12 protein-coding genes are annotated in these 15,729 nt (G+C 71.3%); 5 read left to right on the forward strand and 7 right to left on the reverse strand.

Annotated features, from left to right (window positions below):
- The first annotated feature begins 58 nt into the window (after positions 1–58).
- Positions 59–628: a dienelactone hydrolase family protein gene (locus tag ACIQCH_RS11155; RefSeq protein ID WP_402580320.1), complete on the forward strand. Its 570-nt coding sequence runs from the start codon at positions 59–61 to the stop codon at positions 626–628.
- 164 nt (positions 629–792) lie between these two features.
- Here ACIQCH_RS11155 and ACIQCH_RS11160 read toward each other — a convergent pair whose 3' ends face one another.
- From ACIQCH_RS11160 to ACIQCH_RS11180, 5 genes are all read right to left on the reverse strand, one after another.
- Positions 793–1,773: a zinc metalloprotease gene (locus tag ACIQCH_RS11160; RefSeq protein ID WP_402580322.1), complete on the reverse strand. Its 981-nt coding sequence runs from the start codon at positions 1,771–1,773 to the stop codon at positions 793–795.
- A gap of 191 nt (positions 1,774–1,964) precedes the next feature.
- Positions 1,965–3,629: an alkaline phosphatase D family protein gene (locus tag ACIQCH_RS11165; RefSeq protein ID WP_402580324.1), complete on the reverse strand. Its 1,665-nt coding sequence runs from the start codon at positions 3,627–3,629 to the stop codon at positions 1,965–1,967.
- A gap of 112 nt (positions 3,630–3,741) precedes the next feature.
- Positions 3,742–4,536 carry a thioredoxin domain-containing protein gene (locus ACIQCH_RS11170; RefSeq protein WP_402580326.1) on the reverse strand — a complete coding sequence of 265 codons (795 nt, stop codon included), beginning with the start codon at positions 4,534–4,536 and terminating at the stop codon, positions 3,742–3,744.
- 48 nt (positions 4,537–4,584) lie between these two features.
- The gene (locus ACIQCH_RS11175) at positions 4,585–5,271 is read right to left on the reverse strand and encodes a hypothetical protein (protein ID WP_402580328.1); all 687 of its coding nucleotides are present in this window, start codon (positions 5,269–5,271) and stop codon (positions 4,585–4,587) included.
- A 43-nt stretch (positions 5,272–5,314) separates the two neighbouring features.
- Entirely contained in the window at positions 5,315–5,776 is a 462-nt protein-coding gene (locus ACIQCH_RS11180; protein WP_402580479.1) for a MarR family transcriptional regulator, read from the reverse strand.
- Between the two features lie 193 nt (positions 5,777–5,969).
- Between ACIQCH_RS11180 and ACIQCH_RS11185 the strand changes: the two genes are divergently transcribed.
- On the forward strand, positions 5,970–6,821 hold the full coding sequence (locus ACIQCH_RS11185) for an alpha/beta fold hydrolase (RefSeq protein ID WP_402580330.1): 852 nt from the start codon (positions 5,970–5,972) through the stop codon (positions 6,819–6,821).
- A gap of 94 nt (positions 6,822–6,915) precedes the next feature.
- On the opposite strand, the gene ACIQCH_RS11190 is transcribed toward ACIQCH_RS11185, so the two are convergent.
- Positions 6,916–8,241 (reverse strand): DUF2252 domain-containing protein, encoded by a 1,326-nt coding sequence (locus ACIQCH_RS11190; protein WP_402580332.1) that lies wholly within the window; start codon positions 8,239–8,241, stop codon positions 6,916–6,918.
- A 273-nt stretch (positions 8,242–8,514) separates the two neighbouring features.
- Between ACIQCH_RS11190 and dnaE the strand changes: the two genes are divergently transcribed.
- Both dnaE and ACIQCH_RS11200 read left to right on the forward strand, forming a co-directional pair.
- Positions 8,515–12,054 (forward strand): DNA polymerase III subunit alpha, encoded by a 3,540-nt coding sequence (gene dnaE / locus ACIQCH_RS11195; RefSeq protein WP_402580334.1) that lies wholly within the window; start codon positions 8,515–8,517, stop codon positions 12,052–12,054.
- A gap of 275 nt (positions 12,055–12,329) precedes the next feature.
- Positions 12,330–13,535, forward strand: a complete 1,206-nt coding sequence (locus ACIQCH_RS11200; RefSeq protein WP_402580336.1) for a hypothetical protein — start codon at positions 12,330–12,332, stop codon at positions 13,533–13,535.
- A gap of 119 nt (positions 13,536–13,654) precedes the next feature.
- Here the strand turns inward: ACIQCH_RS11200 and ACIQCH_RS11205 are convergent, their stop codons facing one another.
- Positions 13,655–13,819 carry a hypothetical protein gene (locus ACIQCH_RS11205; RefSeq protein WP_402580338.1) on the reverse strand — a complete coding sequence of 55 codons (165 nt, stop codon included), beginning with the start codon at positions 13,817–13,819 and terminating at the stop codon, positions 13,655–13,657.
- Between the two features lie 234 nt (positions 13,820–14,053).
- On the opposite strand from ACIQCH_RS11205, the gene ACIQCH_RS11210 reads away from it, so the two are divergent.
- Positions 14,054–15,583, forward strand: coding sequence for an NYN domain-containing protein (locus tag ACIQCH_RS11210; protein WP_402580340.1), 1,530 nt, complete (start codon positions 14,054–14,056; stop codon positions 15,581–15,583).
- Positions 15,584–15,729 lie beyond the last annotated feature (146 nt).

Genomic DNA, 15,729 nt, shown 5'->3' on the forward strand with positions numbered 1-15,729 from the left:
CCCCCGTGCCGCCCCGCGTCAGCGGCCCGCCGTCGGCGGCGGCTGGCACGATGTCCCCATGAACATCATGCTCTTCCACTCGACATACGGACTTCGGCCGGCCGTGCACGCGGCCGCCGAGCGGCTGCGCGCCGCGGGGCACGAGGTGGTGGTGCCCGACCTCTTCGAGGGGCGGGTCTTCGACACCGTCGAGGAGGGCATGGCCTTCAACGAGGAGCTGGGCCGGGACGAGATCCTGAAGCGGGCGATCCTGGCGGCGGCCCCGCACTCCGCGCGCGGACTGGTGTACGCGGGCTTCTCGCTGGGCGCCTCGGTGGCCCAGCAGTTGGCGCTCGGCGACGAGAAGGCCCGCGGGCTGCTGCTCCTGCACGGCACCTCGGACGTGCCCGAGGGCGCTTCCGTGGACGACCTGCCGGTCCAGCTGCACGTGGCGGACCCGGACGCGTTCGAGACCCACGACTGGCTGACGGCCTGGTACCTGCGCATGCAGCGGGCCGGCGCGGACATCGAGGTGCACCGTTACCCGGGCGCCGGCCACCTCTACACCGACCCGGAGCTGCCGGACTACGACGAGGAGGCCGCCGAGCGCACCTGGGCGACGGCGCTGGCCTTCCTGGAGAGCATCTGAGAACGCCCGGGGAGCGCATCCCTTCCGGGCGCGCTCCTTCCGGGCACGCCCTTCGCGGGCGGCCATGACGAGAGGGCCCGGACCGGCATCGTGCCGGTCCGGGCCCTCCCCCCGTTCTCAGGGCGCTACCGGATGCGGTGCATCAGCGGCGCGTCCGCGGTGCTTCAGCCGCGGTAGGACGTCCACATGCTCTTCATGCGAGACACCTGACCAGCGGTGAACTGGTACATACAGGAGTCGTAGGTGTAGTCCATGAAGTTGTGGATCGGGTCCTTGCCCGCCTTGCTGGTGCAGGAGTCCCGGTTGGTCGGGCACTCGTACGCCGCGGTCTTCTCGGCCGGGGTGTCGGAGACGTAGTCGCCGCTTCCGTTGCAGCCGCCCTGGAAGGTGTGGTAGAGGCCCAGCCAGTGGCCGACCTCGTGCGTGGCGGTGTCACCCTCGTTGTAGTTGGTGGCCGAGCCGCCCGGCAGCGAGGTGTCGAGCAGGACCACGCCGTCCATCTTGGGCGCCGAGGTGTAGTCGCTCGGGAAGGTCGCCCAGCCGAGCAGGCCGCCGCCCAGGTTGGCCGAGTACAGGTTCAGCGCGTTGGCGCCGCCCTTGCGCAGGGCGTTCTTCATGTCCTTCTCGGCCTGGGTGCCGTCGCTGACGTTGTACCAGGTGGCGTTGTCCGTGTAGTCGGTGCTGACCAGCTGGAACTGGAAGCCCGAGTCGACGTTGCCGGTGCCCTGGCCCGCGTAGGCGGCGTTCAGGACGTTGATCTGGTTCTGGATGGAGGTCGCGCTCAGCTTGCCCGTCGTACCGCTGTGGATGACGTGGAAGTAGACCGGGATCGTCGAGGTCGCCGCGGCCAGCTGCTGCTGCGTCGACTTCGAGATCTTGCTGAGCTTCGCCTTCATGTCGGCGTCCATGGCCTTGGCCTTGGCGTCCGAGACGGCGCTGGGGTCGTGGGCCTGGCCGGTCTTCGGCTTGGCGACACGGGCGTTGGCGGCCGTCGCGTCCTCGGCACACTTCTCGGCGCCGGTCTTGGGGGCGGCGGCGAGGGTCGTGGGGGCGGAAAGCGGGGAGAGAGCCAGCGCTCCGGCGAGTACGGCGGTACCCAGGATGCGTCGGCGCAGAGTGGGGGATATGCGGGCAGAAGCGCGCACGTGTGCTCCTCGCGAACAAAGTTAACGGAGGGATCTCCTCACGATGGCGTGAAGCTTACGTGTCCATGTCACCGTCTCGTCAAGGATTTCTTGTCGAAACAAAGTTGAGAGGTCCGCGTAACGCGCGGACCCCTCAACTGGCCGAAAAAATGCGACGGATCGTCAGTTCTGGCCGACGATCCTGGTGACGATCACCGCACCGGCTGGTAGACCCGCTCGACCTTCTGCGTGCCGGTCAGCGTCCGGTACGAGCGCGTCCAGGAGGCGGTCGCGTCCTGGCGGCGCTTGTCGGACAGCACGTAGTAGTCCATCTGCGACTGCTGGGCGGTGATGTCCAGCACGCCGTAGCCGTGCGAGTCCATGTCGACCCACTTCACGTGCCGGTTGGCCAACTTGACGGCGGCGGCCGCGGCCAGCGACAGGGTCTGCGGGGCCACGTGCAGCATGTCGTCGATGTTGTCCGAGGTCACCGACGTGACCACGAACTCGGTCGCGGCCGACTTCGACAGCGGGTACGTCGCGGCGGTCACCGGCACGTCGTTCGCCCAGGCCATGTGGATGTCGCCGGTCAGGAACACCGTGTTGGTGATGTTCCGCTGCGTCAGGTGGTTCAGCAGCTCCTTGCGGTCGTCCGTGTAGCCGTCCCACTGGTCCACGTTGACCGCGAGGCCGCCGCCGGGCAGGCCCAGCAGCTCGGTGAGCGGCTCCAGGAGGTGGGCGGGCAGCGAGCCGAAGGCCACCGGCGAGATCATCACCGAGGTGCCGACCAGCTTCCAGGTCGCGTCCGAGGCGGCCAGGCCGGACTTGAGCCAGTCCAGCTGGGCGCGGCCGGTGATGGTGCGCTCGGGGTCGTCGACCTTGCCGCTGCCCACCTTGACCTGCTCCGAGCGGAACGAGCGCAGGTCGAGCAGGTGCAGGTCGGCCAGCGAGCCGAAGCGCAGCCGGCGGTAGGTGGTGCCGGCGACGGAGGGGCGTACCGGCATCCACTCGAAGTAGGCCTGCTTGGCGGCCGCGACGCGGGCCGCCCAGTCGCCCTCGGTGCCCGGGGTGTGGTTCTCGGCGCCGCCGGACCAGGCGTCGTTGGCGAACTCGTGGTCGTCCCAGATCGCCACGACCGGGTGGGCGGCGTGCAGGGCCTGGAGGTCCTGGTCCGTCTTGTACCTGCCGTGCCGGGTGCGGTAGTCCGCGAGCGAGGTGATCTCGTGCTTCGGCTCGTGCTGCCGGACGACGTACTTGGCCTCGGGGTAGCCGCCGGTGGCGTACTCGTAGATGTAGTCGCCGAGGTGGAGGACCGCGTCCAGGTCGGTGCGGGCCGCCAGGTGGCGGTACGCGGAGAAGTAGCCCGACTCCCAGTTGGCGCAGGAGACGACGCCGAAGCGGATGCCGGAGGCGCGCTCGTCGTGGGCGGGCGCGGTGCGGGTGCGGCCGACCGCGGAGACCGTGCCGCCGGCCGAGAAGCGGAACCAGTACGCGGTGGCCGGGCGCAGGCCGCGGACGTCGGCCTTGACCGTGTGGTCGGAGGCGGCGCTCGCGGTGGCGGTCCCGGAGGACACGACGGAGGTGAACCCCTTGTCCTCGGCCACCTCCCAGGAGACGTCCGTGTCGGGGCCGAGACCCGAACCGGGGGCGGCGTCGGGGGTGGGGGTGACGCGGGTCCACAGCAGGACCCCGTCGGGCAGCGGGTCGCCGGAGGCGACGCCGTGCAGGAAGGCGGGGGCGGCCTCGGCCGCGCGGGCGGTCGCCGTTCCCAGGGCGGCCGTTCCCGCGAGCGGGGCGAGGGCGGCGCCGGCGGCGACGGTCTTGAGGACCGAGCGGCGGCGCGTGGCCCCGTCAGAAGAAGGGAGAAGACTGGTCACGGCCGGTCATATTACTGACTGGTATTCGACTCTGGACAGACAAAGGACGGGCGAACTCGGAGAGTTCGCCCGCCCTTTGCCCTGGCGTTTCCCGGATGTCGGGTCGCGCGGGTCAGCCCTTCAGGGCCTTGTCGATCGCCGCGTTGAAGGCCTCGACCGTCTGCGGGGTCTCGATCTTCTTGCCGTCCATCTTCAACGTGGGCGTACCGGTGACGCCGCTCTTGTCGAAGACCGCGGACATCTCCAGCGCCCAGCGGCGGAAGGTGCCGGCGTCGACGTCCTTCTTGAACGCGGCGTTGTTCTTCAGCGCCGGCACCTCGTCGGCGATCTTGATCAGGTAGTCCGTCTTGGCGAACTTGTCCTGCGTCTCCTCGGGGTGGTTCGCCTTGGAGTAGAGGGCGCCCTTGTACTCCAGGAACGCGTCCGGGCTGACGTTCAGCGCGGCGCCCAGTGCGGCCAGCGCCTCCTTCGAGCCGGAGCCGTTGAAGGAGCGGTCGAGGAACGTGGCGCCGAAGTACTGGAGCTTGTACTTGCCGGCGTCGATGTCCTTCTTGATCTGGGCGCCCGCGGTCTGCTCGAACACGGCGCAGACCGGGCAGCGGCCGTCCTCGTACAGCTCCAGGGTCTTCTTGGCGTCCTTCTTGCCGAGTACGACGGTGGTGCCGTTGGTGCCCTCGGTGTTCTTCGGGGCGACCAGCTTGGCGTCCTTCGCCGCCTCCCACGTGCCCGGCTTGTTGGCCTGCATCACGGCGAAGCCGATGCCGCCGGCGAGGGCGAGGACCGCGACGACGCCACCGGCGACGAATATCTGGCGGCGGACCTTGTCCTTCTTCGCCTGGCGCTCGCGCTCGGCGCGCATCCGCTCGCGGGCCGCGTCCTTGTTCGCCTTGCTGTTGCGGTTGCTCATGGTGGAACTCCGTGGATGGGAAAGAGTGATGGGGGGTGCCGCGTGGGATCAGGCGCCGCAGGGCGCCGTGCGGGGCGGCCCCCGCCGGCCCACGGAGTGCGCGGGGAAACGGGTACGGGCGACCGCCCGCGCCCGCCCGGCCCGGACGGTGCGCAGCGCCGGGGCCGCCACGGCCCGCGCCGCGGCGACGGCCAGCCGGAGCGGCCGGAACGCCGCCGCGGCCGTGGCCTCGACCAGGCCCGCCAGGGCCCGTTCGCCGCGGCGCAGCCAGAGCGAGGCCAGCAGGCCCACCGAGACGTGGGCGGCCAGCAGCAGCCAGGGCGTGGCCGGGGCCGGGGAGGTCAGCAGCGCCGCGGGGTCGCCCGCGGTGCCGGCGACCCGGGCCAGCGGCGCGCCCACGGGCGGGCCGCCGCACAGCACGTCGAGGCCCATGGCCTTGAGCGGGCCGGAGACCGGGCCGCCGGACGGGCCGTAGCAGACGTCCTGGCCGGTGGTCAGGACGGTGTCGGCGGCCAGCTCCAGCGGGACCAGGAGGCCCGCGATGTGCCAGAAGCCGCGTTCGCGCCCGGCGAGCGCGAACGCGATGGCGAAGACGCTGGCGTACGCGCCGCCGACGAGGGTCGGGGGCAGCGGGACGCGGGACACCAGGACGTGGGTGGCCGTCGAGAGCACGACGACGACGGCGCTGAACAGCGCCGCCCGCAGTGCCCGAAGCCGTACCCCTGAAATGTCCATCGCGCCTGAGTCTGCCATGAGTTCCTGTGTGCCGGGCCTTCGGTCAGGGGCGCAGGTTGGCCAGGCTGCCGGGCGGGAGGTGGCGGGCCAGGACCGCCAGGGCCTCGGTGACCTCGTGGAGGCGGGCGGGGTCCTCCGTGCCGAGTGCGGTGGCGAGGGCGGAGTCGATGCGGGTGGCGCGGACCCGGGCGACGCGCTCGGAGACGGCCTCGGCCACGTGCACCAGCAGGCGCCGGCCGTCGGCGGGGTCGGGGGAGGTGACCACGGAGCCGGTCTGCTTCAGGCGGGCGACCGCGGTGGAGACCTGGCTCTGCGGGAGGCCGGTGCGGCGGGAGATCTCTCCGACCGCGCTGCCGGGGTGGGCGGTGACGTCGCTGAGGGTGATGAGCACGGCGCGGGCGCCCTGCGCGGCGGGGCCCCCGGCGGGTTCCTCGGGGGCGGGGAGGGCCTCTTCGCCGATCTTCATCAGCGTCCGGCCGAGCAGGAAGAGTTCGACCGGGGTCATGGCCGCGTCCGGGTCGGCGGCGGTGCGGTCGCTCTGGTCGGTCACGGACCCCACGGTACATCGGGATGGATCCATCGCCCGTAATTCATCCATTCAGATGTATCGGCATTGATGTATCGAGATGGATGGGTTATGGTGAGGGCACCGGGTCGACGGCGGCTCGGGGACGGCTTCGCCTGGAGGGGGAATCACGATGGACGGACGCAGCGGGACGCTGGCGGTCGCGGGGGCCGAGCTGTACTACGAGGTGCGGGGGGACGGGCCGCTGTTGCTGGTGGCCCAGAGCGGGGAAGGGGGAGCGGGGCGCAGCGTCGACCTCGTCGACCGGCTGGTCCGGGACCACACGGTGGTGACCTACGACCGGCGCGGGCTGTCCCGCAGCGCCCTCGAGCCGGGACGGGGCGTGACGATGGAGCAGCACGCGGACGACGTCCACCGGCTGCTCGCCGCCCTGACCGACGAGCCCGCGCGCATGCTGGGCCTCAGCCTCGGGGCCTCCATCGGCCTGCACCTCGCGGTCCGCCACCCCGAGCAGCTCTCGGTCCTCGTGGCGCACGAACCGGTGTCACCCCGGCTGCTGCCCGAGGTCGAGCGGGAGGCCCACGAGCGGGAGCTCGAGGAGATAGCGGGGCTCTACCGCAGGGAGGGGCTCGGGGTCGCGCTCCGGGAGGTGGCGCGGGTGCTCGGCATCGACCCGGCGAGCCCGGACCGCGAGTCCGGGCTGACCCCGCAGCCCCCCATAGCCGAGCGGACGGCCGACTTCGACTTCTTCATCACCCGCGACTTCACCGCGATCGTCGAGGACACCCTCGACACGGCGGCCCTGGCGGAACTGCGGCAGAGCGGTCCCCGGATCGTGCCCGTGACCGGGCGCACCACGCCGCGCGCCGTCTTCGACTACCGCTGTGCCGAGGAGCTCGCCGTGCTCCTCGGTACGGACACGGTGGAGTTCCCGGGCGGGCACAACGGCAACCTCACGCACCCGGCGGCGTACGCGGCGCGGCTGCGCGAGGTGCTCGTGGAGACGGGGGGAGGCCGCTGGTAGGGGGCCGTTTACGGGGGGACCTCCCCGGCCGGGCCGGGGCGGCCCGGTCGGGGAGGGGCGGCCCGGTCTGGGCGCCCCGGTGGAGTCGGCCGGGTCAGCGGATGAGGCGGCCGTTGCGGAAGAGGTCCACGAAGATCTGGTGGTCGGCCCGGGCCCGGGCGCCGTACACGTGGGCGAACTCCACCAGAAGGTCCGCGAAGCCCTCCTCGTCGGCGGCGATCGCCGCGTCGATGGCCCGCTCGGTGGAGAACGGCACCAGCGACTGGCCGCTCTCGGCCTCGTCCGCAGAGGCGTGCATGGTCGCCGTGGCCCGACCCAGGTCGGCGACCACGCCCGCGATCTCCGCCGGGTCGTCGATGTCGGACCAGTCCAGGTCCACCGCGTACGGGGAGACCTCGGCCACCAGCTGTCCGGCGCCGTCCAGCTCGGTCCAGCCCAGCCACGGGTCGGCGTGCGCCTGCAGTGCGCGCTGCGAGATCACCGTGCGGTGGCCCTCGTGCTGGAAGTACTCGCGCACCGCGCGGTCCGTGACGTGCCGCGAGACCGCCGGGGTCTGGGCCTGCTTGAGGTAGATCACGACGTCGTTCTCCAGGGCGTCGCTGTGGCCCTCCAGCAGGATGTTGTACGAGGGCAGGCCCGCCGAGCCGATGCCCACGCCGCGCCGGCCCACCACGTCCTTGACGCGGTAGGAGTCGGGGCGGACCAGGCTCGCCTCGGGCAGGGTCTCCAGGTACCCGTCGAAGGCCGCCAGCACCTTGTAGCGGGTGGCGGCGTCCAGCTCGATGGCGCCGCCGCCGGAGGAGAAGCGCCGCTCGTGGTCCCGGATCTCCGTCATCGAGTCCAGCAGTGCGAACCGGGTGCGCGCGCGGGCGTCGCGCAGCGCGTCCAGCAGCGGGCCCTCGGACGTGTCGAGGGTGAACGAGGGCACCTCGTCGTGCTTCGCCCCCGCGGCCAGCCGGTGGATCCGCTCCCGGTAGGCGCCGGCGTAGATCCGCACCAGTTCGCTGATCTGCTCGTCACTGAGGGCCTTGGTGTAGCCGATCAGGGCGACCGAGGCGGCGAAGCGCTTGAGGTCCCATGTGAAAGGCCCCACATAGGCCTCGTCGAAGTCGTTGACGTTGAAGACCAGCCGGCCGTTGGCGTCCATGTAGGTGCCGAAGTTCTCGGCGTGCAGGTCGCCGTGGATCCACACGCGTCCCGTGCGCTCGTCCACGTACGGGCCGCCGTGCCGCTCGTGCTCCAGGTCGGCGTAGAAGAGGCAGGCCGTGCCCCGGTAGAAGGCGAACGCGGACGCCGCCATCTTCCGGAACTTGACCTGGAAGGCGGTGGGGTCGGCGGCGAGCAGCTCGCCGAAGGCGGTGTCGAAGACGTCGAGGATCTGCTCGGCGCGCTGCTCGGTCGTCGTCTCGGGGACCACCATGGGGATGCCTCCTGGTGCAAGGGCTGGTAGGGCTCGATCCGGCAGACGCTCGGACGTGTGTTCGTGGTTTCCAACGGTCGGCCGGACCTCCGAGTGCCCGCACCGTGCGGAGCGGGCACACCGGAGGGAGCTTCGCGCGCTCCGCCCTCCCCTGTCACCGGGTCGACGTAGACTTCATCGCTGTCCCCCCAACCCGCCCGTCACCCGACCACCCCCCGTCACCGGGGTGCCGTGCACCGCCCCTTTTGACCCGTTTCCCGGAGGTCCCGCGCCGTGACCAAGACGCCGTTCACGCACCTGCACGTCCACACCCAGTACTCGCTGCTGGACGGTGCCGCGCGGCTCAAGGACATGTTCGCGGCCTGCAATGAAATGGGCATGTCGCACATCGCCATGTCCGACCACGGCAACCTGCACGGGGCGTACGACTTCTTCCACACGGCGCAGAAGGCGGGCATCACGCCGATCATCGGCATCGAGGCGTACGTCGCCCCCGAGTCCCGGCGCAACAAGCGCCGCATCCAGTGGGGCCAGCCGCACCAGAAGCGGGACGACGTCTCCGGTTCCGGTGGTTACACCCACAAGACGATCTGGGCGGCGAACAGCACCGGCCTCCACAACCTCTTCCGGCTGTCCTCCGACGCGTACGCCGAGGGCTGGCTGACCAAGTGGCCCCGGATGGACAAGGAGACCATCGCCCAGTGGTCGGAGGGGCTGATCGCCTCCACCGGCTGCCCCTCGGGCGAGGTGCAGACCCGGCTCCGGCTCGGTCAGTTCGACGAGGCGATCAAGGCGGCCTCCGACTACAAGGACATCTTCGGGGCGGGGCGCTACTTCCTGGAGCTGATGGACCACGGCATCGAGATCGAGCGCCGGGTCCGCGACGGCCTCCTGGAGATCGGCAAGAAGCTCGACATCCCGCCGCTGGTCACCAACGACTCCCACTACACGTACGCGCACGAGGCCGGCGCCCACGACGCCCTGCTCTGCATCCAGACCGGCAAGAACCTCTCCGACCCGGACCGGTTCAAGTTCGACGGCACCGGCTACTACCTGAAGTCCACGGACGAGATGTACGCCATCGACTCCTCGGACGCCTGGCAGGAGGGCTGCGCCAACACGCGGCTGGTGGCCGAGCAGGTCGACACCGAGGGCATGTTCACGTTCCGGAACCTGATGCCGAAGTTCGACATCCCGGACGGCTACACCGAGGTCACGTGGTTCCGCGAGGAGACCATGCGGGGCATGCACCGCCGCTTCCCCGGTGGCATCCCCGAGGACCGCATGAAGCAGGTCGAGTACGAGATGGACACGATCATCTCGATGGGCTTCCCGGGCTACTTCCTCGTGGTCGCCGACTTCATCATGTGGGCCAAGAACCAGGGCATCGCGGTGGGCCCCGGCCGAGGCTCCGCGGCCGGCTCGATCGTCGCCTACGCCATGGGCATCACCGACCTCGACCCCATCCCGCACGGCCTGATCTTCGAGCGCTTCCTCAACCCCGAGCGCGTCTCCATGCCCGATGTCGACATCGACTTCGACGAGCGTCGGCGCGTCGAGGTGATCAGGTACGTCACCGAGAAGTACGGCGCCGACAAGGTCGCCATGATCGGCACCTACGGCACCATCAAGGCCAAGAACGCCATCAAGGACTCCGCGCGCGTCCTGGGCTACCCGTACGCCATGGGCGACCGCCTCACCAAGGCCATGCCCGCCGACGTCCTCGGCAAGGGCATCCCGCTCTCCGGCATCCTCGACCCGCAGCACCCCCGGTACAGCGAGGCCGGCGAGATCCGCGGGATGTACGAGAACGAGCCGGACGTGAAGAAGGTCATCGACACCGCCCGCGGCGTGGAGGGTCTGGTCCGCCAGATGGGCGTGCACGCCGCCGGCGTGATCATGTCCAGCGAGCGGATCACCGACCACGTACCGGTCTGGGTCCGGCACACCGACGGCGTGACCATCACCCAGTGGGACTACCCGAGCTGCGAGTCGCTCGGCCTGCTGAAGATGGACTTCCTCGGCCTGCGCAACCTCACGATCATGGACGACGCCGTCAAGATGGTGAAGGCCAACAAGGGGATCGACATCGACCTCCTGGCCCTCCCGCTCGACGACCCCAAGACCTTCGAGCTGCTCCAGCGCGGTGACACCCTCGGCGTCTTCCAGTTCGACGGCGGACCCATGCGGTCCCTGCTGCGCCTGATGAAGCCCGACAACTTCGAAGACATCTCCGCCGTGTCCGCCCTGTACCGGCCGGGCCCGATGGGCATGAACTCGCACACCAACTACGCGCTGCGCAAGAACAAGCAGCAGGAGATCACCCCGATCCACCCCGAGCTGGAAGCCCCGCTCGAAGAGGTGCTCGCGGTCACCTACGGCCTGATCGTCTACCAGGAGCAGGTGCAGAAGGCCGCCCAGATCATCGCCGGCTACTCGCTCGGCGAGGCCGACATCCTCCGCCGCGTCATGGGCAAGAAGAAGCCCGAGGAACTGGCTAAGAACTTCACGATCTTCCAGGCCGGCGCCCGCAACAACGGCTACAGCGACGAGGCCATCCAGGCCCTCTGGGACGTGCTGGTGCCGTTCGCCGGCTACGCGTTCAACAAGGCCCACTCGGCCGCGTACGGCCTGGTCTCCTACTGGACCGCCTACCTCAAGGCCAACCACCCCGCCGAGTACATGGCGGGCCTGCTCACCTCGGTCAAGGACGACAAGGACAAGTCCGCGGTCTACCTCAACGAGTGCCGCCGCATGGGCATCAAGGTGCTCCCGCCGAACGTGAACGAGTCCGAGTCGAACTTCGCCGCCCAGGGCGACGACGTGATCCTCTTCGGCCTCACCGCGGTGCGCAACGTCGGCCAGAACGTGGTGGACTCGATCATCAAGAGCCGCAAGGCGAAGGGGAAGTACTCCTCCTTCCCCGACTTCCTCGACAAGGTCGAGGCCGTGGTCTGCAACAAGCGCACCGTCGAGTCCCTTATCAAGGCCGGTGCCTTCGACGAGATGGGCCACACCCGCAAGGGTCTGGTCGCCCACCACGAGCCGATGATCGACAACGTGGTGGCGGTCAAGCGCAAGGAGGCCGAGGGACAGTTCGACCTCTTCGGCGGCATGGGCGACGAGGACAGCAACGAGCCCGGCTTCGGCCTGGACGTCGAGTTCTCCGACGTGGAGTGGGAGAAGGCCTACCTGCTCGCCCAGGAGCGGGAGATGCTCGGCCTGTACGTCTCCGACCACCCGCTCTTCGGTCTGGAGCACGTGCTGTCGGACAAGACCGACGCCGGCATCTCCCAGCTGACCGGCGGCGAGCACTCCGACGGCGCCGTGGTCACCATCGGCGGCATCATCTCCGGCCTCCAGCGCAAGATGACCAAGCAGGGCAACGCCTGGGCCATCGCCACCGTCGAGGACCTGGCCGGTTCCATCGAGTGCATGTTCTTCCCCGCCACCTACCAGCTCGTCTCCACCCAGCTGGTCGAGGACGCGGTCGTGTTCGTCAAGGGCCGCCTCGACAAGCGCGAGGACGTGCCCCGGCTGGTCGCCATGGAGCTGATGGTCCCGGACCTGTCCTCCGCGGGCACCAACGCCCCGGTGGTCCTCACCATCCCGGCCCTGAAGGTCACCCCGCCCATGGTCACCCGGCTCGGCGAGATCCTCAGGCACCACAAGGGCAACACCGAGGTGCGGATCAAGCTCCAGGGACCCCGCTCCACCACCGTGCTCCGGCTGGACCGGCACCGGGTGCAGCCCGACCCCGCCCTCTTCGGAGACCTGAAGGTGCTGCTGGGCCCGTCCTGCCTGGCGGGCTGAGGGGATCCCGGATGCGGCCCGGGCAGGCCGCATCCGCCGGGCCGGGCCAGAACCGCATCCACCGGGCCGGGCCGTCTCCGGAAGAGGGCGGGCCAGGGGGTGTCCGGCCTGATCCGCCGGACGCCGCCTAGCCCATCGGTATAGGTTTCGGCCGAGTTGCGCGGCTTATACGAGAAACGGCACCGACGCACCCGATAGGACGCTTTCTGTCCCCTCGGGTGCGTCCGGCTGTCCGGCAGTGCGGAGCCCCTCGGTAACGAGCAGGAGGAAACCGCATGAAGACGCGCCTCGTCCTGGCCGGCTCCGCCGTGGCGGCAGGCCTCGCCCTGTCGGCCCCGTCGGCGACCGCCGCAGCGCCGGCGACGGCCGCCGCGCCGCTGCGGCTGACCGTGCGCTGCGGCGACGTCGCCGGGCTGCGCGACGCCGTCCAGCGGGTCAACCGCCACGCGCGCGGCGGCACGATCGCCCTCGCGGAGCACTGCGCCTACCGCTTCACCCAAGCCTTCGGCACCACCGACGCCGCCCTTCCGCGCATCACCGGCGACCTCACGGTCGTGGGCCACGACGCCACCCTGATCCGCAGCGCCGGTACGGGCAACCGGTTCCGGATCCTCGACGTACGGGAGCACGGTCGCCTCACGCTCCGGAACCTCACCGTGGCCGGCGGCAGCACCGCCGGCGACGGTGGGGGCATCGCCGTGCACGGGGGCACCGTGCGCCTGGAGGACACCACGCTCGCCGGCAACCTCGGCCGCGGGCGCGGCGGCGGTCTCGCCAACCACGGCGGCAACGTCACCCTGGCCGACAGCCTCGTCCAGACGAACACCGCCGAGGACCGCAACGGCGAACCCGGCGCCGGCGGCGGCCTCTTCAACAGTTCTTCCGGCACGCTCACCCTGCTCAGGACCACCGTCTCGGGCAACGCGGCGGACGCGAACGGCGGAGGCGTACAGAACCGAGGCACCCTCGTCGTCCGGAACGGGCGCCTGGAGAACAACGCCGCCCGCGACGGCGACGGAGGGGCCGTGGACAACCTCGGCACGTTCTTCGCCGAGGACACCGAGTTCACCGAGAACTGGGCCGGCCGGGACGGCGGCGCCGTGAACAACGAGGAGCGGGGCGCCCTGCGCGTCACCCGCTCGTCCTTCACGTTCAACAAGGCGGGGCGCGACGGCGGCGCCGTCCACAACGAGGGCGAGGCCACGGTCGAGCGGAGCCGGTTCGCCAAGAACCAGGCCGGCCGGGACGGCGGCGCCCTCGACAACCGCCGGACGGAGAGCGCGGCCCGGGCCGGCGGGAACGACCGCGACACCGCCGAGCTGACGCTGCGCCACAGCTCGGTCCTGGAGAACCGCGCCGCCCGCCACGGCGGCGGCATCAACAACGGCAGGGACGGCGTCGTCCGCATCATCGGCGGCGAGATCCAGCGCAACCGGCCCACCAACTGCTCCGGCCGGGTGCCCGGCTGCTCCGAACGCTGACGCGGCGGGCCGTTCGGTCCGGCCGGGCCTTCGGTCCGGGTGATCCGAACGCCCAAGGGGCGCGCCCGGATCACCCGGACGCGCCCCTGCGCGCTACAGCACTACCGACCGTGGGGGAGTCAGTTGTGGCCGAACTTCTTCTGCTTGCCCTTGCGCGCCATGTCCATGGGGCTCGGTGCGGAGGAAGCCGGCTCCGACAGCGACTCCTGCGTGCTCCGGCCCGTATCGGACTGGGGGGAGCGGGTCTGCTTGGCCGGCTGCTTCTGGTTCTTGTTCTTGGCCATGGTGAAAGCCTCCTGTGAGGGTCTAGGGGCCAGGGCCGCCTTCACACTCACACACCACCATAACCCGCGCATTTTGGATCATTACTGCGCGTAGTCTCCGGAACGGCAGCTTCCGCCACGCCGATGATCGAGTTCCGGCCGTCAACGCCCGTATGGTCGGGCAGACTCGGGGAAAGGCCGAACCCGACACCCCCGCCCCCGAGCGGGGGACCCCCGAAAGGCGGGTGTATACGCGTGGACCGCTGCGTCGTCCTGGTGGACGCCGGCTACCTGCTGGGTGCCGCCGCGAGCCTCCTGGCGGGGGAGCCGTCCCGCTCCCGCATCACCGTCGACCATGCCGCCCTCATCCAGGGCCTGCGCGAACGGGCCGAGGCCGACACCGAGCGCCCGCTGCTGCGGATCTACTGGTTCGACGGCGCGCCCGACCGGGTTCCGCAGCCCGAGCACCGGCGACTGCGCGTGATGCCCCGCGTCACCGTCCGACTGGGCGCGCTCACCCGCAGCGACGGCCGCTGGGCGCAGAAGGGCGTCGACGCGGCCATGCACGCCGAGCTCACCGAGCTGGCCAGAAACCGCGCCTGCTCCGACGTGGTCCTGGTGACCGGCGACGGCGACCTGCTGCCCGGCCTCATGTCGGCCAAGGAGCACGGCGTGGCCGTCCACCTGTGGGCCGTTCAGGCGGCGGACGGCGACTACAACCAGTCCGAGGACCTGGTCGCCGAGGCCGACGAGCGGCGGGTGCTCGACCGGACCTGGATCACGAGGGCCGTCCGGGCGAAGGAGATGACGGGGATCTGCGCCCCGGCCCCCGCACCCCGCCCCGAGATCGCCGCGATCCTCTCCGCACCCCTCCCCGAGGCGGCCCTGGCCGAAGCCGCCCGCAACGGCACCGCGCCCGCACCGGCCGGGCCCGGCGAGCGGCTGTCCGCGGCCGCGGACCACCTCGGCGTGGCGGCCCGCGTGCCGGGGGACCGGTTGGGCGCCGGGAGGCTGGGGGCGGACCGGTTGGGTGCGGACCGGCTCGGGCCGGACCGGCTCGGTGCGGCGGACCCGGGCCCCGCGGGGCTGGGGGCCGGACGCGTCGTCGGCACGGACCCGGACGGCAACCCGGTCCACGGCCACGACCCCGACCACGACCCCGACCACGACCCCGCCCGCGGCCCCGACCGCGACGGTGGACCCGAGGGTGACGCCGGCCCCGTCCCGGCCGCCACGGGCAAGGTGCCCACGCCCAAGGACCTCGCCGGCCTGCGCGCCCCCGCCCACGGGCCCGTCCCCCAGGTCGTGCCGCCCGCCCCGGCGCCCGCCGGCGCCACCCTGCGGTGGTCCTCCGACAAAGGCTGGATCGACCGCGGCGGCCCCCTCGGTGAGCCCGCCGAGACCGCCTCCCTGCCCACGCTCGCCCAGCTCACCTCCGCCGAGCAGCGCTGGGCCGACCGGGAAGACGACATCACCACCGTCGGCGGCGACCCCTTCGAGGTGGGCCAGGTCTTCGCCCGGCGCTGGATGGACCGGCTCCCGGAGCAGGTCCACCTGCACAAGCTGTCCGGTCTCTACCCGCGCATCCCGCACCGCATCGACGGCGAGCTGCTGCGGTACGCGGCCCGGTTCGGCCTCCTCGCCCACAAGGACGACCAGATCGACGAACACGACCGGTACGCCATCCGCGCCGGCTTCTGGCGCGAGATCGACGTCCGCGCCGCCGGCCCCGTCGGCCCGACCCCGGTGCCACCCGCGCCGGTCCCCGAGGAGCACGGGTCATGACCGCGTAAAGCCTCCCGCTCCGGGCCCGACCGTCGCCCCTGCGCCCGCACCGCCGCCCGCGCCGGTTGCGCCTGCGCCGCCGGCTCCGGCCGCTGTACGCCGGTTCTCCGCCCGGGCCGCCGCCGCCCACGGCGTGGTCGACGTCC

The sequence above is a fragment of the Streptomyces sp. NPDC093225 genome (assembly GCF_044753805.1).
GTDB lineage: Bacteria > Actinomycetota > Actinomycetes > Streptomycetales > Streptomycetaceae > Streptomyces.

Excerpts from the sequence above, each read along its gene's own strand:
- ACIQCH_RS11155 (WP_402580320.1), top strand. The coding sequence starts at position 59 with ATGAACATCATGCTCTTCCACTCGACATACGGACTTCGGCCGGCCGTG.
- ACIQCH_RS11170 (WP_402580326.1), bottom strand. The coding sequence starts at position 4,536 with ATGAGCAACCGCAACAGCAAGGCGAACAAGGACGCGGCCCGCGAGCGG.
- ACIQCH_RS11175 (WP_402580328.1), bottom strand. The coding sequence starts at position 5,271 with ATGGACATTTCAGGGGTACGGCTTCGGGCACTGCGGGCGGCGCTGTTC.
- ACIQCH_RS11180 (WP_402580479.1), bottom strand. The coding sequence starts at position 5,776 with ATGACCCCGGTCGAACTCTTCCTGCTCGGCCGGACGCTGATGAAGATC.
- ACIQCH_RS11185 (WP_402580330.1), top strand. The coding sequence starts at position 5,970 with ATGGACGGACGCAGCGGGACGCTGGCGGTCGCGGGGGCCGAGCTGTAC.
- ACIQCH_RS11190 (WP_402580332.1), bottom strand. The coding sequence starts at position 8,241 with ATGGTGGTCCCCGAGACGACGACCGAGCAGCGCGCCGAGCAGATCCTC.
- ACIQCH_RS11200 (WP_402580336.1), top strand. The coding sequence starts at position 12,330 with ATGAAGACGCGCCTCGTCCTGGCCGGCTCCGCCGTGGCGGCAGGCCTC.
- ACIQCH_RS11205 (WP_402580338.1), bottom strand. The coding sequence starts at position 13,819 with ATGGCCAAGAACAAGAACCAGAAGCAGCCGGCCAAGCAGACCCGCTCC.